This is a genomic window from Psychrobacillus sp. INOP01, from assembly GCF_018140925.1.
Lineage (GTDB): Bacteria > Bacillota > Bacilli > Bacillales_A > Planococcaceae > Psychrobacillus.
On record NZ_CP073315.1, the window covers coordinates 2,339,638 to 2,358,996 of the forward strand.

Here is a 19,359-nt window from a genome sequence, read left to right on the forward strand (position 1 = left end):
TCATTTCATACAGACGGCTTCTTCTTACTTAAAAAAGTGGAGATTTTCATCTCTTCCTTTCGCATTAAACGACGGAAATTCTCGATATGTAAAACAACTGCCATCAAAAATAGAAATCCGGCAATAGCCATTGGTCCAATTCCTTCTGCAAACCAAATAGATGCACCGATAAAGACAAAGTAAAAAACAAAAACACCAATTAATAAATAATCCGTTAAAAATGTAGTTCCGATTAATAATATAAGTCCGATTAAGCCAAGTGGCCAGCTAAGAGCTAGTAGCACTCCGATAAGGGTGGCAGTGCCTTTTCCACCTTTAAATTTAGTGTAAAGCGGAAAGTTATGCCCGAGTATTACAGCAGCACCTGCACTATATAGCAGTACGTCCTGTTCAACTAACGAAAGGTCAGCGTACTCTAACACCCAGAAACGCGTCCCAATTACGACTATTACTCCTTTTAAAATATCAATAATTGCAACTAAAACACCATATTTTGCACCTAGAACAATAGCGGCATTTGAAGCGCCAGAGTTCTTTAAACCTTCTTTTTTAATATTTACTCCACTTAGATATTGCGCTAATTTAGAACCATGAATAGATCCAACCAGATAACTAATAACGAGGATACTAATCATTGAAACGACCATTTTTTCACCTCCCACTAACTTCAATATATTTAACGAACGAAGAGATAAGAAGTTTCAGAATTTTAAAGTAGAAGTGGACTTTGTATTATTAAAATTGAAACTTATGATCATGAAAAGCGTATTAAAATTACTGCATCCGATTTTTTTATTTAATCGGTATGGATACTAATGTAGTTCTAAAATGAGGAGTAACCAAATGAAGCGATTAGTTGGTATAGTAATCCTGTTTTCATTATTACTTGCAAGCTGTTCAAATGACCAAGCTAAAGATAAAGATATGGAGGATGAGAATAAACTACCGAAACTACCTTCGCAAAAAGAAGTTAGTTTTTCGCATGAAGGAAAAGATTTTAAAATAATCCCGTTTTATGAGGAAGTACTTAATTATACTGACTATGTCAATAACAACCCATCCCAGAGTAATCCAGGGGCATATGTGGAAAAAGTGTTAGAACCTCTTAAGGAAAAATCCTCTTTAGATTTACCTTTGGAGTATCCTTTTACGGCTTCTACCGAGGTGGAACAGTTTGAAAAAAATACGATTCAGCTCCTTCAAAAACAAGAGCTAATAAATGAGTTAATAAGAGAAGCACTTATTAATTCTGCAGAACATCTACCTGGTGGAGATAAAAACGTCTATATTATGCCTGTTAGACCTGAAGATAAGTTTGTAATTGAAAAAATGAACGGAGTATCTGGAGTGACATATAACGATAAGGATATATTCATCCAGATAGACATTTCCTTTAGTGAAGATATGTTAAAGTATGTGATTGCACATGAATACCATCATGCAATAAATATACTAGCAAATGGAGAGATGGCTTTTTATAATGTTTTAGACAGGATTCTTTTTGAAGGAAAAGCAGATTCCTTTGCCCGTATTGTTTATCCTGAAGTAAGTGCTCCTTGGACAAAGCCGTTATCAGAGGAATCTACAGCAATAGTACTAGAGGAACTAAGGGAAAATGCCGATTCGACCTCAATAAAAATATATAAGGACTTCTTTAATGGGAATTCAGCAAAAGGAATACCATTATGGTCGGATTATAAAGTAGGCTATCAAATTACTCAAAGTTATATAGAGAATAACCCAGATGCTTCAATTTCAAGATGGACAAGACTTCACTCAAAAGACCTTCTTCAGGGTAGTGAATACTATAATTTAATAAAGTAAAAATAATTTAATACGAAAGTGTCTGTTTATTCGGCGACTAAAGGAGAGAAAAACATGAATGTAGAAATAATTTTTGGTGATTTCCCAGTATTAGAATCTGCTAATCTAGTATTAAGAAAAATCGAAGATGTACACTTAAAGGAAGTATATACAATCTACGATAACGAAAATGTATTTGAATATTGTGGAATCATTCCAAAGCATAATATACAAACGGTAAGTAAGATGATTGGACATTTTGATAGGGACTACCATAAAAAAAGTAGAGTTAAGTGGGGCATCTTTCAGAAGTATCAAAGTAGTAAATTGGTGGGCATTATAGAAGCTATGGATTTCAACCAAAAAGTGAACACTTTATCTATTGGCTACTTTTTGGCAGAGGATAGTTGGGATAAGGGAATTGCAACTGAATCCGTTGGTATACTAGTAAAGTTTCTATTTGAAGAAGTTAACGTAAACAGAATTCAAGCAGATGTTATGCTTGCAAACGAGGCTTCAAAGAAAGTCCTATTAAAAAACGGTTTTATGAAAGAAGGATTATTAAGACAAGCCTCTTTATGGTCTGGTAAAGGAGTAATCGATTTAGAAATATACGGCATCCTTAAAGAAGACTACTCGCGTAGTCTATAGTGTCAGGTTTTAATACAATTCTGAATTAGATAAGAACCTAAAAAAAAGCCTCAATACCATTTACATGGATATTGAGACTCTATCATCATAAATCAAATCTATTAACAGCATTACGTAATTGTTCCGCCATACCAGCCAAGGTATTAGAGGAATTTGTAATCTCTTCCATACTGGCTGCTTGTTCTTCAGAAGCTGCCGCCACATTCTGGATATTCCCGGATGCTTGTACAGAAATAGCACTTACTTGTTCCATGGAACCAGCAATATTACGTACACCATTGTTCATTCCTTCAACTACGCTGTTGACATCATTCATTTGTTTAGTTAACTCATTCACAGCTATATAAATATCTTTAAAGGCATTACCCGCCTCATCAAATGTAGTAACGCTATCTCTTAAATTATCATAGCTTATTGCCATCGATTTAACTGCATGAGAAGATTCTGCTTTAATCGTATCAATGCGTGTACTAATATTATTGGCAGCTTCACGCGATTGATCTGCTAATTTTCGTACTTCTTCTGCAACAACGGCAAATCCTTTGCCATGCTCTCCTGCACGCGCTGCTTCAATAGAAGCGTTTAAAGCAAGTAGGTTTGTTTGATCTGTTATTTCTGTAATTAATGAAACAATATCCCCAATTTCTTGCGTATAATCGCTTAAACGTTTTACAACATCTGAAGTAGCATGAATAGCATCGGATGTGGTATCCATTTTTTGAACTGCCATATGGATGGTATCATTACCTTTTGAGGCGATTTCAGATGCATTCAAAGCTTTGCCAGACACGCTATTAACCTCTAATGCCACTTTATTCATTGCTTCTGAAATAGTAGAAACATTTTTCTCCACTTCTTCTATAGCCTCTGTTTGTTTTTCTGAACCAATCGAAACTTCTTGCATGGAGGAAGTAATTTGCTGAATTGACGCGCTTGTTTCTTCAGAGCTCGCTGATAACTCCTCTGACGTTGCTGCTACTTGCTCAGCATTTTCTCCAATATGAGTAATTAAGGAACGTAAATCATCAGTCATATTATGAATACCGTGAGATAACTGAGCAATTTCATCACTTCCTTTAATATGCAAACGCTCTACCGCTAGATTTCCTTTTGCTACTTCTTCTACGAAAATCGAAACAGCTTTAATCGGATTTATAATACGTTTACTTATGAAGTAAGCGATTAGCGTACCTAATGCAACAAAGATTAAGGTAATGATTATTGATAACCAAATAATTTGGGTTTGTAATTTAGATATAAATGATGCATCCATATCTAAACCAAGAATAATATCTGTTTTCTGGAATGGTACGAAAATAGATTTATGAATTCCATACTCATCTGTATAGATATCGCTAATTTTCACTTGCCCTTGGTCAATTGCTTCATTCATTTTTTCATCAAACGTATATGCAGCATTACGATCATCCGTATCGCTCAATGCGACGATATGCTCTTTTCCATCTGAACGGGAAAGCACATAAACATTTTCCACATTGTGTTTTGTTTTAGAATCATTTAATTTATTCAGCAATGTACTGTATTGTTCATCATTATTACTATCTGCAGCGACTACAAGATCAGAATCCAGCTCTTCAAGAACATCATCCGATACCAATTGTAGTGTATTTTCAAATTGATCGATAACATAATTATCTATAATTATTTTAGTGGAGGTAAATAATATTACACTAAAGATAATCGAAAATAAGGCAATTGGGATGATAAAACTTAAAATATATTTATATAACATAGAACTCTTTAATTTATTTAACAAATTGTAAAGCCTCCATTGTATTGATGGATTGATGAAGGGAATCTATCATCGCTGGGATATGTTCCACCTCGGTATATGGTGAAATAGAAAAGAATTTCGCTGCTGCAACAGGAACCAGTTCATCTGAATCACAAACTGCTACAGTGCAGACACGAGTTGTATCACCAAAAAATACCTCATCTCGGTGTTTTCCTAATACTTCAAATAGCGATGCATTTAAATCATTGATTTCTTTCACTTGTGCCAGTGAATAGTTGCCAGCTTGTTCATCTCTCCAATTCAATCCTTTTTCATAATAGCGATACGCTGTAATTGGTCCGATATTCGGTTCATTTACAACATGTAACGAAGGAATTTTTATGGCCAATTGTTCACGGAATGCTAAATTTACCCGGACATAATTTGCTAATAGTTGTTGATATCCCGTCTTACCGAACGCCAACAAAGCAGCATAAATAGCAATCGAACTTCCCATTCGTGAGCATTCTAATGTATAGCCTGTATGATAAGATCCGTAGCCACGGTTGCCAACATACGGCGTATCGAAATCTTCTAAATCCAATAAGCCTAGGTATTTACCTTCCTTCACTAAAAACAAACTAGTTAAGTAAGGGGTTTGTCCAAGCTTTTGGAAATCAAAACATAAACTATCAGCCAATGAAATATGCTGCATCCGTTCACGAGTATGTTGCAGACTTATTAGCACTTCTTGCTCAAAGTGCAATGGGTTATTCATAAAATCATAATCGTTGAAGAATGCATAAAAACCACCCAGCGCGGAATCGGCGTGAATATGAATTTGCTTTAGATTGTATTCTCTTTCGAATGCTGTTGCCATTTCTTTAATTGCTTTAACATCATCAATAGCAAAATTATCTGTTGCACCAGTAGTAGCGACGATATAGACAGGAATGCCGCCTTTTTCGATTACTTCTGTTAAGCGCATTTTCAAATCTTCCATATCCATAGAATGATCCGCCCCTGCTTTAACTCGTATAAGATGATTACTTCCAATTCCAACAGCCTCTACAGATTTTAACAAGCTATAATGTGCATTCTCGGATGCAAAGCAATATAAATTATTTGGTACGCCTTCCTCTTTAGCGTTTGGGAACTGTTTTGCTATCGCCATGCGCAAGCCGCTGAACACTGCGCCTTGTCCACCCCAGGTTGTATAACCGAAGCTTTCAGTAAAATCGTAACCAACTAGTTTCGACATCATGGAGACGACTTTTACCTCACATTCAGCAGCAGCTGGTCCGTAAACATCCCACAAGTTATTACCATTCAATAAGGAATTGGTAAGTAGTCCTAGGACACCAGGAATACTTGCCATTGGCAAAACATTTGTTACAAAGTTTCGTGTATGATATGGGTGACCCTTCATCAAGTCTGTTAATTCTTCCACAACAAAGTCCATCGAACGACTATTTAAAGGCACTTCATAATCTTCCATTATCTCTTTATAGAAGTTTGCAGACCTCTCTTGTATAGGCCCTAGCATCGTTTTTTGTGGATCTTTCAAAGCATCCATGGACGTTAATATTTTTTCCACGTAACCTAATAACTGTTCTCTTTGTTTTCCATTGCCATCTTCACTTTGAAAAAGCTGTTGTATATTTTTCATTTTCTCACCCTTCTTGGTCTATATTTCCTGTTATAATATTTTCGTTATAGTTCCTTATACTCTTATGTAGTATATACATATTGGACTACAAAAAACTATAAATTTCGTCATAAATGTAAAATAAAGAATACTTTAGAATATTAGTAATATTTATGCAATAGAGAAGGGTAGAAGGAAGTGTATCGAAAATAATTTTTTAACTTTTCAAAAAAGTGTTGACAAATAGTTTAATAGAAATCTATACTGTGTAACAAGATGGAAAACTAAATCTAATACTCTTATCAAGAGTGGCGGAGGGAATAGGCCCTGCGATGCCCGGCAACCAACAAGTTCTCAACTTGGAAAGGTGCTAAATCCTACAAATTCTAATACGAATTTGGAAGATAAGAGGAGGAACATGCGAATTTGCACCCTCTTCTTAATTGAAGAGGGTTTTTTGTTTGTTCTAACCCTCCCTCGCCTCCATAAGCGTCCATCTAAACTACATTTTAGGAGGAATTCAAATGACAAATCTTCAAAAAGAAACACTACTTTTACATGGTGGCCAACAACCAGATCCAGTGACAGGCTCACGAGCAGTACCTATTCATAAAACAACATCCTTCGTATTTAAAAATACAGAACATGCGCAAAATCTATTTGCTCTTGCAGAAACAGGTAATATCTATTCCCGTATTACGAATCCAACTGTAGATGTGTTTGAACAACGAATTGCATTATTAGAAGGAGGGACCGCAGCAGTTGCACTTTCTTCCGGCATGGCTGCTATCGCATTTTCTATTTTAAATATTGCAGGAGCTGGAGACGAAATTATTGCTGCTGAAAATTTGTATGGTGGTACATTTAATTTATTTGCACATACATTGCCGAGATATGGTATTACAGTGAAGTTTGTAGATTCAACTGATCCAGAAAATTTCCGAGCAGCAGTTACGGATAAAACAAAAGCATTTTTTGCTGAAATCATCGGAAACCCTAGCTTAAATGTATTAGATGTTGAAAACGTTGCAGCAATTGCCAACGAAGTAGGAGTTCCGTTGCTGGTAGATAGCACATTTGCTACTCCATATGGATCGAATCCGATTAAACACGGTGCTCATGTAGTGATTCACTCGGCAACTAAGTGGATTGGCGGTCATGGTACAACTATCGGTGGAGTAGTAGTAGATGGAGGAAACTTTAATTGGGATTCAGAGAAATTCCCTGGATTCACACAGCCAGATGTGACCTATCATGGTCTAAGATACGGAATAGATGTCCCAAACGTAGCATTCGCAGTGAAGTTGCGCGTTCAATTGCTTCGTGATTTTGGTCCAACTTTAAGTCCTGAAGCAGCTTTCTCCTTTCTACAAGGATTAGAAACACTTCATTTACGTGTACCAAAGCACAATGAAAATGCACAGAAAATTGCAGATTACTTAGAAAATAACGAAGAAGTGACTTGGGTTAACTACTTAGGTTTAGAAAGTCATCCTTCACATGAGCTTGCTAAAAAATACTTACAGAATGGTTTTGGCTCGATCCTAACTTTCGGAGTAAAAGGTGGTAAAGAAGCAGGACGAAATATTATCGATAATATTGAAATTTGGTCGCATGTAGCTAACGTTGGCGATGCCAAATCACTAATAATCCATCCTGCATCTACAACACATCAGCAGTTAACTCCAGAGGATTTAGTGAAATCGGGAGTTACGGAAGACTTAATCCGCTTGTCTGTAGGACTAGAGGCAGTCGAAGATTTGCAGGCTGCACTTGACGAAGTACTTGTGGGAAAAACAAATGTCCTCTCTAGGTAGAATTTTATTGATAATTGAGTAAAGATGGGCTACAATATGTAAAATAGTTCTTCGTATATAATTGCGATTTAGAATTTTACTAATAGAAGCAAATTGGAACTCAATTGTGCAGATTCATTTGGAGGAGATAGCATGGCGACAATAAAAGCAGCAATCCTAGGTTTCGGAACAGTCGGGCAAGGGATTTACCACATTGTAAATGAAAAAAGAGAAGATCTTAAAAAGTCTTTAGGATTAGACCTAGAAATTAGTGCTATTCTCGTAAACAACGTTGGAAAAGAAAGAATAGCTACACCGGGTGTCTTAGTGACTGATGACTTCGAGGATATTATCAATATTCCTGGGCTTCAAGTAGTATTCGAGGCAATTGTAAATGAGGAACCAGCATATAACTACCTAAGTAGAGCGATTGATAAAGGGTGTCACGTAATAACAGCAAATAAAGTGATGTTCTCCAAATATAGTATCCCGTTGCATGAGCGCGCAAAGTCTCGTGGAGTATTTATAGGATATGAGGCAACAACAGCAGGTGGAGTTCCTGTTATTAAGACGTTGAAAAATCTATTACAAGTTAACTCAGTGAAAAGAATACAAGGAATATTAAATGGTACGTCGAATTACATTTTGACACAAATGAGACAGGACGAATGTCAATTTGATGATGCATTAAAAGAGGCACAGGACCTTGGCTATGCAGAAGCAGATCCATATAACGACGTGTCCGGGCAAGATGCATTCCGTAAACTGATGATTCTAAGTGCACTAGCATTTAAAAAACAGCCTAATTGGAACGATGTTCGTGTAGTGGGTATCGATGAAATCTCATTAGAGGACGTCCGTAAAGCGAAGGAACAAGGACTACGTTACCGCCATGTGGCAGAAATAGAGCAAGACGAAAACGGAGAACTATACGCTTCCGTTGGACCACAACTTGTCGGGCCAGATCATCCTTTATACTCAATCGAAGGGGTAAACAATGCGGTTGCTCTAGATACCAACTACATTGGAACACTAACGTTAGTTGGTCCAGGAGCGGGAATGTATCCAACAGCAAGTGTGATGGTCGAGGATTACGCAGAAATTATCGGAAAACGAGCGGGGTTCTTCATAACGATTTAATCAGCCATAATACAAAAGGACATTCTCCTCATTCGGAGAACGTCCTTTTCCTTTGTATTAATCTTCGTCCTTAACATCAATATCATCTGGGATTGGGGTATTTCGCCATTCGTCGATTTGTCGTTTCAAATCCTCAATCTGCTGTAAATGCGTTTCGAATTGAGCACTATTTACGTAATACTCTTCCCCGTCGAAAATGGCACGAATTTTCTTCTCTGAAATATATCGTTTAACTTGATCAATAGGCATTGATAAATAATTCGCAGTTTCTTCTACTGTCATATACATGTAAAATGCCTCCTATCGTTATTAGTATAAGATACGATTGGCAGTAACTCAATATGTGCTATATTGGAAGTTAGAAAATGTGGAAAGGTAGGGGAAAAAACTTGACCGTATTACCATACATATTTGTACTTTTTGGTGCTATTTTGTGGGGGACAACAGGAACTGCACAAACATTTTTACCAGACAGTGCTCACCCATTTATCATTAGTGCAGGACGTTCTGCAAGTGGGGGATTATTTCTTCTTATTATTATGGTTTTTTTGAAGAAAATTAAGTTCCGTTCTTGGCCTTGGAAGCACACCTTATACGCAGCGCTTTGTATATCTTTGTTTCAGCTCTTATTCTTTTCATCGGTGCGTTTGACAGGAGTAGCGATAGCGAGTGTGGTTGCTATCGGAAGTGCTCCAGTGTTTTCAGGTTTAATTGAATGGGTATTTTTAAAGATGCGTCCTACAAAAGTTTGGGGAATCTCCACAGGTTTAGCTATTATTGGCTGTATGTTTTTATTTATTACAAAAGGTGAAGTGAGCATTAATCCATTAGGAATCTTATATTCATTAGTCGCAGGTATTATTTTTGCATTGTATACAATGACAAGCAAATATTTGCTCCAAAAAGAAGAAGCTATATCCATAGTTGCAATGACCTTCTCGCTTAGCGCATTACTGTTAACTCCTTTCTATTTCATATTTGACGTAAGTTGGTTGAAGGATGTAGGGAATATAGGTATCATTTTTTATTTGGGGTTAGCAACTACTAGTGTCGCTTATGTTTTATATGGATGGGGGCTTCGGAAAATCCCTGCTTCCTCCGCGTTAACTTTGTCCTTGGCAGAACCAACTACCGCTGCTTTACTTGGTGTAATTGTAGTGGGCGAGATTCTCAGCGCAACCTCTTGGGTAGGGATTGGTTTACTGCTTGGTAGTATAGCTATTTTAACGTTTGGGAGTAAATCCGCTAGCAGACCAACTGTAAAAGAAGGTGAAGTGTCTGTTTAAATAGAACTAAATAAATACAAAAGGCTGTTTCGAGAAATATCGGAACAGTCTTTCTTGTACGTAAAAATTGTTTTTTTACAATTGAAAACGTGATGTAGATGAGTATCGTCTATTAGTTAAAGGCAAGGTTAGGGGAGTGTGAGATGAATCGTTTTTTGACAGAGCAACAATTTCAACAAGTTATGAAAGAATATACCGATTATTTGTTAAAGCTTGCCTATTTATATATAAAGGATTGGTCGGCTGCTGAGGATATCGTACAGGATGTATTTTTAACCTATTATCAGAAAGCAGAGCAGTTTGAAGAACGTTCCTCATTGAAAACTTATTTAGCAAAAATAACGATTAATAAATGTAAGGATTACTTAAAAAGCTGGCGATATCGTAAGCAAGTGTTAACGAATAACTTTTTTAATCCTTCAAAAAAGGGTAGAGACCGAATCATAGAAGAGGATGAAAGGTTAGAACTCGCAGATGCAGTGTTCCAGCTACCAGTAAAGTATAGAGAAGTTATTATCTATTATTATTTTGAAGAATTATCCGTGTTAGAGATTTCTCAACTTCTGTCAATCCCAGACAATACCGTCAAGACAAGGCTCAGAAAAGCGCGGGCACTTTTAAAGGTTCAATTGAAAGAGAATGATTGGGAGGTGTTAATCCATGAATGAAATTAAACAACAGCTGCTAACCAAAATGGGTGATACATCAGAACGTGTGCATCGGATTCAACAGCAGGTAAACTTAAAAAAGTCAAAAAAGCCTAATGAAAATAAGGAACGATGGGCGTACTATGGAATATTGGCTACATTTATAGGGTTACTCGCATTTAGCGCATATTTGTGGCCTTCGATATTAACAAATGAAAATGGTCAACTTACAGATCCAGGATTAGTCGTCCCACCAGAAGAACAGGACACTGAAATCGCCATTGAAAAGGGGGATTTTTATGAGGAGATAAAACAATATCTTCCTCCTCACGGTGCGGAAGCTGTATTTTTAGGTGGTTTCGAGAATGGCGGTAGTACTACACAAACGTTTTGGTTAGGTGACCATTATGTGCAGCAGGTGATTAGTAATGATGGTGGAAGTGTCGAACGTATTTATCGCTTGAACGGGAATCAAATCGAAATTGTTTATGAAGAGATGTTGGATGATGTATCAGATCGATTGCAATGGTCTAGTATAGAGCTGAACAAGCTACCTAAGGGAGAGCTTTTCTTAGAAGCTCCTTTGGATATAGGAGATGAGTATGGAGATTGGACTGTTATTAATACTTCAGGAAAGGTGACTACTACTTATGGAGATTTTACAAATGTATTGATTTTAGAAAATATAAAAGATGATTATCGGATGAGAAGATATTATGTCCCTGGTTTTGGTGAAGTGAAATGGGAAAGTGCTTCTTTGGACAAGGAAAGTGGTGAATATGAAACGATAATTAGCACGGATTTATCCACATTTACTTTAACGGAAGAAGAGGTAATAACCCCTGCTCATTTTGATATGAAAATTGAAAACAATTTTAAACCTACTTTTCATTCTCCCTGGCAGCCTTCACCAAGTGGCAATCAGCAAGTAACAATTGAAGGAAGAGGTGAACAGGCAGGAGAAGAAGGGGAAGGAATACTAGTTATAGAAAACTTGGAAACAGACCAATCTACCATTTATAAATTGAAAGACAATGAGCAAGGTCAATATACTCCTAAGAAAGTAGAGTGGATTGACGAAGACAGAATGTTTGTCATTATAGGCTATGCACATGGGATGGTAACAATGGGAGGGAAGCTATATGAGCTAAATATTAAAGATAATATTGTTACTCCAATTATTACAGACCTAACACTAAGAGAAGAGATTATGTCTGTTAAAGTGAACCAAGATGGTACATTCACTTACGAGAAACATGTGTATGATACGGATAATATGGAACAGAGTGAAAGCCATGTAGAGGACGGGACACTCCCTATTCCAGCTAGGGATAAAAACAAGGAAGTTAGCTTTTGGGAGGACCTAGCTCATTTAAAAACAATAGAATTGACAGGAAATGGAATAGGGAATTTACAAGGGGCAGAAATCCTGAAGAATACAGAAAATCTTTTTTTAGCTGACAACGGTATAGTGGATATAACTTCATTGAAGGATTTAGTAAAACTCAAGTATCTAGAGTTAAGTAATAACCAAATTATTTCTATAGAAGCTCTAGAAGGTCTAACTGATTTAGATATTCTCTTTTTAGACAATAATCCCATTGTTGATTTTACTATTATTAGCAAACTTGAAAATATAACATTTCTATCTTTACAAGACACGCAGTTAGATACGCTTACATTTGTTCACAAAATGGAAAACTTAAATCGAATAAATATAGCAGAAACAAAAGTATCAGATCTGGCACCTTTAGAAAACTTAAAGGAATTAACATATCTTGATATTCGAGGAACCAATATAACAAGCATTAAACCATTAGTAAAGTTGGGTAAGTTACAATATCTTTTATTAGATAAAGACAAAGTATTGGATTGGGAATTATTAACTGACAAAGAAGATCTTCGAATATCCGAAGAAATTATTTTAGCAGAATAAATAAGTGTTATATAACCTAATTACAATTTGTATAACAAAAAGGGAGGGTGTGACGTGAGTCATGCCCTCCTTAAAATGTTAAGCTTCCTAATCAATCTTATTGTTGTTCCGTAACACGTCTAGCTTTCTAGAAATTTCTCTTAAAAGCATATTACGTTCGTTACTAGATTTAACAAGTGTTATTACAAACCAAATAAAAAAGATCCAAAAAGCAAAGAAAATAAGTACGGGAATAAAGGCAATTAAACTACTCATATGGTGCTCTCCTACTTTATTTAAAACTATAGATTAGAAAATACTGTTATTAATTAGGAGAAGGGCTTAAATGTTCGTGTATTAATAGCCATTCATCGTGAATTTTCACAAATACATTGGTTGCTCTTCCTTCACCACTGACGTAAGCTCCGTTAATATAACCCTCGTAGAAATAAGTATAGATACATGAAGCAGATGAATCTCCTTTGAAGAGCCATTTAACTTCTCGTGCTTCATAGTTCTCGTCCCTTATATAAGTCCAAGCATTTTCAAAATAGGACTGTATTTCTTGGTGATTAATACAAGTTTTATTTGAGAAAAAATATATAGCCTCTGGGTGTAAAATTTTTCGGACTTCCTCAAAGTCATGTGTGTTCGTTGCTTTAATATACTTATGCAATATTTCCATTATTAACCTCCTTTATGTATTAAATTAATATTACGTAAAACTACTAATTAAGACAATTCTTTATAGGTTTTGGCTCAGAAACTATTACCAACTAAAAAAAGGAGCTTACCATTATAATGATGAGCTCTCTTTTAAGCGTGATTTTGTTTAACGAGCATTTGGTGCATTTCTCTGAGTTTAAAACCCCAACGCACCTCTAACATCGGCCATATAAGATTGACTTACAGGCAACTCGGTCCCATCCAGTAACTGAACTAGTAAATTGGAAGAAAAATCGCGGACGATTCGGTCAATAAATGAAATATTTACAATATAAGAGCGGTGGATCCGTAAAAAGCTATCTGGTAGTCGTAGTTGTAAATCCTTTAATGGGATACTTGTTTTATACGGTTCCTTATTGGCATAGAACCATGTCTTTTTTTGGAGACTCTCTATATGAGACACTTTTTCGATTGGGATAGGCTTCCACTCATCCTCTTGCTTCCCAGTCAAAAACTTATAAGGAGAAGTAATGGGTACTGCTGCGTGATGAGGAGGGAGTATAACAACTAATGCAGCCCTCTCTCCGTTAATCTCAATCGGATAACCGATTCCGTAATAAGGTACTTGAAATGATGTGTCTACGAGTACAGCCTCAGTTCTACAAGCTTTTTTAAGTACCAAATCTGCAATACTATTAGTCTGGATTTTTTGTCCTTCTTTTACATGAAGATCGTGTCCCCCTGGGAGATAGTAAATATACTCATCCCCCGCTGCTATAGCAATAGAGGCTTCTTTCGGAACCCATTCCTCCATTATTAAACTGTACTGTTTTAATTGTTCTTTATTAAAATCCACTAGCACACCCCCGAAATTATATATTATGCATTCGTCATTCTAATTCTTCTTTCATCCTTAAAAAGTGATCTTTCATCCAAAAACCAATACAAGAAATATCATTGTGTTATATATTAGATTACAAGAAAAGGAACTGTTATGATACAGTAAAAAAGTCGTATTTTTTAAACATTGTTCCTTCACAAACTATTAAGGGGTGTATGGAAATGTCAAAAAGACAACAACAGGTAGAGCAGCTTCAGCAACAATGGAAAGAAGAAAGTCGTTGGAACGGGATTGAACGTCCGTATTCTGCAGAGGATGTAGTGAAATTACGTGGATCTGTCATCATTGAACAAACACTAGCTCGAAAAGGAGCAGAACGTTTATGGAAGTCGCTTCATCAAGAGGACTTCATCAATGCCCTCGGAGCTTTAACGGGTAATCAGGCAGTACAACAGGTAAAAGCTGGTCTTCAAGCAATTTATTTAAGTGGTTGGCAAGTGGCGGCAGATGCAAACCTTTCAGGTCAAATGTATCCGGACCAAAGCTTATACCCAGCTAACAGTGTGCCGGCCGTAGTCAAGCGTATTAACCAAGCGTTACAACGTGCTGATCAGATTGATCAAACAGAAGGTAGAGAAGATGAGTTTGACTGGTTTGCACCTATCATTGCAGATGCGGAAGCCGGGTTTGGTGGACCATTAAATGTTTTTGAATTGATGAAAGGTATGATTGAAGCTGGAGCAGCTGGCGTACATTTAGAAGATCAGCTTGCTTCTGAAAAGAAATGTGGTCACCTTGGAGGTAAGGTTCTTTTACCTACTCAAAATGCTATTCGTAATTTAGTATCAGCTCGACTAGCTGCGGATGTAATGGGTGTGCCAACTGTACTAATTGCACGTACAGATGCAGATGCTGCAGACATGGTTACAAGTGACATTGATCCACGTGATGCAGACTTTTTAACAGGAGAGAGAACACCTGAAGGATTCTTTAAAACTAAACCAGGAATTGAGCAAGCAATCTCGCGTGGCTTAGCGTATGCACCATATGCAGATCTTATCTGGTGTGAAACGTCTCATCCAAGTTTGGAGGAGGCAAAACAATTTGCTGATGCTATTCATGCAGAATTTCCAGGCAAATTGCTAGCTTACAATTGTTCGCCATCATTCAACTGGGAAGCTAACCTGGACCAAGATACAATTGCAAAATATCAAGTAGAGCTAGGGAAAATGGGATACAAATTCCAATTCGTAACACTTGCAGGTTTCCACGCTTTAAACCACAGCATGTTTGAACTAGCACATGAATACAAAACAAATGGTATGGCTGCTTACTCTAAGCTTCAACAAGCAGAATTCGCAAACGAAGCAAAAGGATACACCGCGACTAAACACCAGCGTGAAGTAGGAACTGGATACTTCGATGAAATTTCACAAATCGTTTCAGGAGGAACTTCTTCTACCACAGCGATGAAAGGCTCTACAGAGGTAGCGCAATTTGCTTAAACCAAACATGGGGATGGGAGGTTAACGATAAATGGAACAAATAACGACTAAAAGAATTGAAATCGTAGGGAGAGAGGTTGAAGGGATACGCGAAATCTTAACGCCAGAAGCATTAGATTTCGTGGCTTCCCTCCATCATCTCTTTGATACTAGAAGAAAAGAATTGCTACAGGCACGTCAAGTTCGTCAAGAGAAGTTAGATAACGGTGGAACATTAGACTTTTTACCAGAAACAAAAGCGGTTCGAGAAGGAGATTGGACAATTGCTCCACTCCCAGAGGATTTACAGGATCGCCGCGTCGAAATAACTGGCCCAGTTAGTCGTAAAATGGTCATCAATGCATTAAATTCAGGTGCAAAGGCATTTATGGCTTGTTTTGAAGATGCTACTTCACCAACTTGGGAAAATATGATTGAAGGTCAACTCAATATGCGTGATGCTGTTCGCAAAACAATCTCTTATACACAGCCTAACAATGGTAAAGTATATAGCCTGCAAGAAAAGCCAGCAGTACTCATTGTAAGACCTAGAGGACTCCACCTTTTGGAGAAAAATGTACAAATTGATGGTGAGCCAATCTCAGGTAGTTTCTTCGACTTTGGAATTTATTTCTTTCATAATGCAAAGGAAGCAATCTCTCGAGGAACTGGCCCTTACTTTTACTTGCCAAAGCTAGAAAGTCATTTGGAAGCACGGTTATGGAATGATATTTTCGTATACGCACAGCAACAATTGAGGATTCCTAACAGGACGATTAAGGCAACTGTATTAATCGAGACGATTACGGCAGCATTCGAAATGGATGAAATATTATACGAGCTTCGCGATCATTCTTCTGGTCTAAACTGTGGACGTTGGGATTATATTTTTAGTTATATTAAACGACTTCGCAATCAATCACAGGTCATTTTGCCAGACCGAGGTCAGGTGACGATGACATCACCTTTTATGCGTGCTTATTCGCAATTATGTATCCAAACCTGCCATCGACGAAATGCATCTGCCATTGGTGGAATGGCCGCACAAATTCCGATAAAAGGGGACGAATCAGCCAATGCTGCGGCTTTTGCAAAAGTAAGCGAAGACAAACGTAGGGAAGCAACGGACGGACATGATGGAACATGGGTAGCGCATCCAGGTCTTGTACCCGTCGCTTGGGAGCAATTCCAAGAGCATATGCCTACCCCAAACCAGATTTATCGTAAACGAGAGGATGTACACGTAACAGCAGCTGATTTACTAGAAGTACCTAAGGGAACCATTACTGAAGAAGGGCTTCGCATGAACTGTAGTGTAGGGGTTCAATATATAGCCTCTTGGCTACGTGGAAATGGAGCAGCCCCGATCAATAATTTAATGGAAGATGCTGCAACAGCAGAAATTTCACGTACACAAGTATGGCAATGGATCAGACATCCAGAAGGAAAGCTAGAAGATGGACGTAAAATTACCATACCTCTAGTAGAGCAAGTGATAGCAGAAGAATTAGGGAAACTAAAAGCCATATTTGGCAATGAAGTTTACGTAAATGGTCGATACACAGAAGCAGCAGATCTATTCCTATCATTAGTAAGAGAAAATGAATTTATCGAATTTCTAACATTGCCAGGCTACGAAAAGATTAGCTAAAAAAAACATTCCATTCGAGGAGGTGATTTGCATGAAAATAACTACTCAAGAAGTAAATACAAAGCATTGTCGTGAGTGTGGATGTGTTATTAATGAGCAAGTAGAATCATCCCTTTACGAATGCGAACGTTGCATCGGCATGTACGAGGAATAACTTTAAACTCGAAAAAACCAGTGAGGGCGCTTATGTCTCGCTGGTTTTTTATGCATTCCACTATTATTATTAACTAACACGAAGTATTATTAAGATAAATTAATTGGTACACAAATATCAAAAAGTTCCTATGATAGGAGACATGTTAAGATGGCAACTTCTGAAAAAGAATTAAGGACTTGCAGCAAAGGGCATAAATATTACAAAAGCAGTGACTGTCCGACCTGCCCTACTTGTGAGCAAGAAAACAAGCCTGAGAGTGGATTTCTTTCGCTACTCTCTGCACCGGCAAGAAGAGCACTAGTACATGATGGGATAACTTCTTTGCAGAAGCTCTCTGAATTCAGTGAAAAAGAAATTTTGAAACTTCATGGTATAGGCCCAGCTTCATTACCAACACTTAGGTCTAGTTTAGAGGGAGAGGGTTTATCCTTTAGAAATTAAAATCATTCTACAAAATGCACCGCAAAATAGCGGTGCATTTTTATATGGTTGTTTAGAATCCTATTCAGCAAGATACATAGTTTGGACGACCTTTTGACCACTTTCTTCTACATATTCAATGATTATTTGTGTGCCATCCTCCAGGTTTTCAAACAGAGGCATTGCCACCTCAGATAGTTGCATTACTTCTGTACCACCATCTAAGTTTTTCACTTCAATGGAGTGTGAATCCACTAGTCCGGTAAAAGTGACCTCCTGTGTTTGAACGACAAGTTTTCCGGGTGACGTCAATATTTCATACGCCATCTTTTCTTTTTGTTCATTTAATCCTTCTGCTGTTGACCAAACGACCAATGTATAAGACCCCGGGGGAACTCCCGCAAGTTCTTCTTCCAGATTGAGTGGAATCGTCCATTCTTCACCAGATTGTAATTTCTTTTCTTGCATTTCTTGTATGAATAATTTATTTGCCGAATACGTGTAAATAACTGCATTCGCTTTATTTAATAGTTGGAATTCGATTTGTTGACCACTCGACATCTCCAAAACAGCTTCTTTTGAGGATTCATTTTTAATCGTAAAAGATCCTTCTCCATCTCCTGTAAGGTCAAGTCGTGTGGATAAATGCTCCTCTGTCACTTCGCTACCTTTTGTAGATTCAGTTGTACTGGACCCGCAGCTAGCCAAGATAAAGAGAGGGATTGCAAATAGTAAAAACCAACTAATTCTTTTGCCACTTCTCATGTTGTACACCTCCTGTTTACGAATTAGACCATTTTTTGGATAAAAAGTTTCACACGATGAGAACAATAATTTTGCGTAAAAAGATATTAACATCCCTATTACAATAGCGATTGATTGGATGGTTTTATCACTACACATTAACCTAAACTAATTCTATTATCGTAGCGATAGGCTTCTTGTTGGGTACTACTCACTTAATTGATTGTAGTGAAAGGTGGCTCACGGACCGCCCGCGGAAAGCGTCCACCTGAAACGGAAGTCAGCAGTATCTTTTAATTCTGTGAACACTTGGTTTGCAGCGGGATAATCCATATACTTTGTATAACAAAAAAACTTCCCTGTGTGAAACACAGAGAAGTAATTGTTACGCCTTTACAGGACTAAATTCATGAACCCATACAGTCATATGAGGTAACCAAGGCATACCAGGATGGTAAGACAGAATGGATTGTTTATAATCCTCTACAGATTCAAAGCCTTCTTGTTTTGCATGTTCATCCGTCAAATCACCAAGTGTTTGAATATAAACACGGTCTACAACGAAGGACTGTCCTTGAAGCTCCATAATTTCGCCTACGTCTGCATAGCGACCATTACGTCGTGTAGCAGTTTTTTTTCCTTGTAATACTAAAGCAACATCTGATTCCATTGTTACTAATCTTTCAACGGAACATGTCTTTGGAGGTAAATTTGTTTCTTCGTGATTTGTCATCCATAGCCCACCTTACTAAAAAATTTGTTGGTTATAACTAAG

Annotated in this window: 19 protein-coding genes and 1 riboswitch; of the genes, 11 read left to right on the forward strand and 8 right to left on the reverse strand. The window is 37.3% G+C overall.

Annotated features, from left to right (window positions below):
* Positions 1 to 5 precede the first annotated feature (5 nt).
* Complete coding sequence (locus KD050_RS11885; protein ID WP_211892572.1) at positions 6 to 647, reverse strand: glycerol-3-phosphate acyltransferase; 642 nt, start codon at positions 645 to 647, stop codon at positions 6 to 8.
* 196 nt (positions 648 to 843) lie between these two features.
* Here KD050_RS11885 and KD050_RS11890 point away from each other — a divergent pair, with 196 nt between their 5' ends.
* The gene (locus tag KD050_RS11890) at positions 844 to 1,824 is read left to right on the forward strand and encodes a DUF2268 domain-containing putative Zn-dependent protease (protein ID WP_211892573.1); all 981 of its coding nucleotides are present in this window, start codon (positions 844 to 846) and stop codon (positions 1,822 to 1,824) included.
* A 54-nt stretch (positions 1,825 to 1,878) separates the two neighbouring features.
* Positions 1,879 to 2,454, forward strand: coding sequence for a GNAT family N-acetyltransferase (locus tag KD050_RS11895; RefSeq protein WP_211892574.1), 576 nt, complete (start codon positions 1,879 to 1,881; stop codon positions 2,452 to 2,454).
* A gap of 85 nt (positions 2,455 to 2,539) precedes the next feature.
* On the opposite strand, the gene KD050_RS11900 is transcribed toward KD050_RS11895, so the two are convergent.
* Positions 2,540 to 4,231 carry a methyl-accepting chemotaxis protein gene (locus KD050_RS11900; RefSeq protein WP_235753798.1) on the reverse strand — a complete coding sequence of 564 codons (1,692 nt, stop codon included), beginning with the start codon at positions 4,229 to 4,231 and terminating at the stop codon, positions 2,540 to 2,542.
* Positions 4,221 to 5,858 carry a pyridoxal phosphate-dependent decarboxylase family protein gene (locus KD050_RS11905; protein ID WP_211892575.1) on the reverse strand — a complete coding sequence of 546 codons (1,638 nt, stop codon included), beginning with the start codon at positions 5,856 to 5,858 and terminating at the stop codon, positions 4,221 to 4,223. The genes KD050_RS11900 and KD050_RS11905 overlap by 11 nt, the downstream gene beginning before the upstream one ends.
* A 275-nt stretch (positions 5,859 to 6,133) precedes the next feature.
* Positions 6,134 to 6,248: riboswitch (SAM riboswitch) on the forward strand.
* Between the two features lie 113 nt (positions 6,249 to 6,361).
* On the opposite strand from KD050_RS11905, the gene KD050_RS11910 reads away from it, so the two are divergent.
* Both KD050_RS11910 and KD050_RS11915 read left to right on the forward strand, forming a co-directional pair.
* A complete protein-coding gene (locus KD050_RS11910) occupies positions 6,362 to 7,654 on the forward strand; it encodes an O-acetylhomoserine aminocarboxypropyltransferase/cysteine synthase family protein (protein ID WP_211892576.1) in 1,293 nt (430 codons plus the stop codon).
* A gap of 132 nt (positions 7,655 to 7,786) precedes the next feature.
* Positions 7,787 to 8,773, forward strand: coding sequence for a homoserine dehydrogenase (locus tag KD050_RS11915; RefSeq protein WP_211892577.1), 987 nt, complete (start codon positions 7,787 to 7,789; stop codon positions 8,771 to 8,773).
* A gap of 57 nt (positions 8,774 to 8,830) precedes the next feature.
* Here KD050_RS11915 and KD050_RS11920 read toward each other — a convergent pair whose 3' ends face one another.
* Positions 8,831 to 9,061 carry an excisionase family DNA-binding protein gene (locus KD050_RS11920; protein ID WP_090569977.1) on the reverse strand — a complete coding sequence of 77 codons (231 nt, stop codon included), beginning with the start codon at positions 9,059 to 9,061 and terminating at the stop codon, positions 8,831 to 8,833.
* 101 nt (positions 9,062 to 9,162) lie between these two features.
* On the opposite strand from KD050_RS11920, the gene KD050_RS11925 reads away from it, so the two are divergent.
* From KD050_RS11925 to KD050_RS11935, 3 genes are all read left to right on the forward strand, one after another.
* Positions 9,163 to 10,059 carry a DMT family transporter gene (locus KD050_RS11925; protein ID WP_235753799.1) on the forward strand — a complete coding sequence of 299 codons (897 nt, stop codon included), beginning with the start codon at positions 9,163 to 9,165 and terminating at the stop codon, positions 10,057 to 10,059.
* A 143-nt stretch (positions 10,060 to 10,202) separates the two neighbouring features.
* Positions 10,203 to 10,727, forward strand: coding sequence for a sigma-70 family RNA polymerase sigma factor (locus KD050_RS11930; protein WP_211892579.1), 525 nt, complete (start codon positions 10,203 to 10,205; stop codon positions 10,725 to 10,727).
* Positions 10,720 to 12,642, forward strand: a complete 1,923-nt coding sequence (locus tag KD050_RS11935; protein WP_211892580.1) for a DUF4652 domain-containing protein — start codon at positions 10,720 to 10,722, stop codon at positions 12,640 to 12,642. Before KD050_RS11930 ends, KD050_RS11935 begins: the two co-directional genes overlap by 8 nt.
* A 304-nt stretch (positions 12,643 to 12,946) precedes the next feature.
* On the opposite strand, the gene KD050_RS11940 is transcribed toward KD050_RS11935, so the two are convergent.
* Together KD050_RS11940 and KD050_RS11945 are read right to left on the reverse strand one after the other, a co-directional pair.
* A complete protein-coding gene (locus KD050_RS11940; protein WP_211892581.1) occupies positions 12,947 to 13,306 on the reverse strand; it encodes a YybH family protein in 360 nt (119 codons plus the stop codon).
* A gap of 177 nt (positions 13,307 to 13,483) precedes the next feature.
* The gene (locus KD050_RS11945; RefSeq protein WP_235753800.1) at positions 13,484 to 14,143 is read right to left on the reverse strand and encodes a LytR/AlgR family response regulator transcription factor; all 660 of its coding nucleotides are present in this window, start codon (positions 14,141 to 14,143) and stop codon (positions 13,484 to 13,486) included.
* A gap of 206 nt (positions 14,144 to 14,349) precedes the next feature.
* On the opposite strand from KD050_RS11945, the gene aceA reads away from it, so the two are divergent.
* The 4 genes from aceA to KD050_RS11965 all read left to right on the forward strand — a co-directional run bounded on the left by aceA (position 14,350) and on the right by KD050_RS11965 (position 17,861).
* Positions 14,350 to 15,633 carry an isocitrate lyase gene (aceA, locus tag KD050_RS11950; protein ID WP_211892582.1) on the forward strand — a complete coding sequence of 428 codons (1,284 nt, stop codon included), beginning with the start codon at positions 14,350 to 14,352 and terminating at the stop codon, positions 15,631 to 15,633.
* A 31-nt stretch (positions 15,634 to 15,664) separates the two neighbouring features.
* Positions 15,665 to 17,263: a malate synthase A gene (gene aceB, locus KD050_RS11955; RefSeq protein WP_211892583.1), complete on the forward strand. Its 1,599-nt coding sequence runs from the start codon at positions 15,665 to 15,667 to the stop codon at positions 17,261 to 17,263.
* Between the two features lie 31 nt (positions 17,264 to 17,294).
* Complete coding sequence (yhfH, locus tag KD050_RS11960; protein WP_211892584.1) at positions 17,295 to 17,417, forward strand: protein YhfH; 123 nt, start codon at positions 17,295 to 17,297, stop codon at positions 17,415 to 17,417.
* Between the two features lie 150 nt (positions 17,418 to 17,567).
* Positions 17,568 to 17,861 (forward strand): RNA polymerase alpha subunit C-terminal domain-containing protein, encoded by a 294-nt coding sequence (locus KD050_RS11965; RefSeq protein WP_211892585.1) that lies wholly within the window; start codon positions 17,568 to 17,570, stop codon positions 17,859 to 17,861.
* A 60-nt stretch (positions 17,862 to 17,921) separates the two neighbouring features.
* Here KD050_RS11965 and KD050_RS11970 read toward each other — a convergent pair whose 3' ends face one another.
* Complete coding sequence (locus KD050_RS11970; protein ID WP_211892586.1) at positions 17,922 to 18,605, reverse strand: BsuPI-related putative proteinase inhibitor; 684 nt, start codon at positions 18,603 to 18,605, stop codon at positions 17,922 to 17,924.
* Positions 18,606 to 18,969: 364 nt separating this feature from the next.
* Positions 18,970 to 19,317 (reverse strand): ASCH domain-containing protein, encoded by a 348-nt coding sequence (locus KD050_RS11975; RefSeq protein WP_211892587.1) that lies wholly within the window; start codon positions 19,315 to 19,317, stop codon positions 18,970 to 18,972.
* Positions 19,318 to 19,359 lie beyond the last annotated feature (42 nt).

Coding starts and splice junctions, on each gene's coding strand:
- KD050_RS11885 (WP_211892572.1), bottom strand. CDS start 647: ATGGTCGTTTCAATGATTAGTATCCTCGTTATTAGTTATCTGGTTGGA.
- KD050_RS11890 (WP_211892573.1), top strand. CDS start 844: ATGAAGCGATTAGTTGGTATAGTAATCCTGTTTTCATTATTACTTGCA.
- KD050_RS11895 (WP_211892574.1), top strand. CDS start 1,879: ATGAATGTAGAAATAATTTTTGGTGATTTCCCAGTATTAGAATCTGCT.
- KD050_RS11905 (WP_211892575.1), bottom strand. CDS start 5,858: ATGAAAAATATACAACAGCTTTTTCAAAGTGAAGATGGCAATGGAAAA.
- KD050_RS11910 (WP_211892576.1), top strand. CDS start 6,362: ATGACAAATCTTCAAAAAGAAACACTACTTTTACATGGTGGCCAACAA.
- KD050_RS11915 (WP_211892577.1), top strand. CDS start 7,787: ATGGCGACAATAAAAGCAGCAATCCTAGGTTTCGGAACAGTCGGGCAA.
- KD050_RS11920 (WP_090569977.1), bottom strand. CDS start 9,061: ATGTATATGACAGTAGAAGAAACTGCGAATTATTTATCAATGCCTATT.
- KD050_RS11930 (WP_211892579.1), top strand. CDS start 10,203: ATGAATCGTTTTTTGACAGAGCAACAATTTCAACAAGTTATGAAAGAA.
- KD050_RS11935 (WP_211892580.1), top strand. CDS start 10,720: ATGAATGAAATTAAACAACAGCTGCTAACCAAAATGGGTGATACATCA.
- KD050_RS11940 (WP_211892581.1), bottom strand. CDS start 13,306: ATGGAAATATTGCATAAGTATATTAAAGCAACGAACACACATGACTTT.
- aceA (WP_211892582.1), top strand. CDS start 14,350: ATGTCAAAAAGACAACAACAGGTAGAGCAGCTTCAGCAACAATGGAAA.
- aceB (WP_211892583.1), top strand. CDS start 15,665: ATGGAACAAATAACGACTAAAAGAATTGAAATCGTAGGGAGAGAGGTT.
- yhfH (WP_211892584.1), top strand. CDS start 17,295: ATGAAAATAACTACTCAAGAAGTAAATACAAAGCATTGTCGTGAGTGT.
- KD050_RS11965 (WP_211892585.1), top strand. CDS start 17,568: ATGGCAACTTCTGAAAAAGAATTAAGGACTTGCAGCAAAGGGCATAAA.
- KD050_RS11970 (WP_211892586.1), bottom strand. CDS start 18,605: ATGAGAAGTGGCAAAAGAATTAGTTGGTTTTTACTATTTGCAATCCCT.
- KD050_RS11975 (WP_211892587.1), bottom strand. CDS start 19,317: ATGACAAATCACGAAGAAACAAATTTACCTCCAAAGACATGTTCCGTT.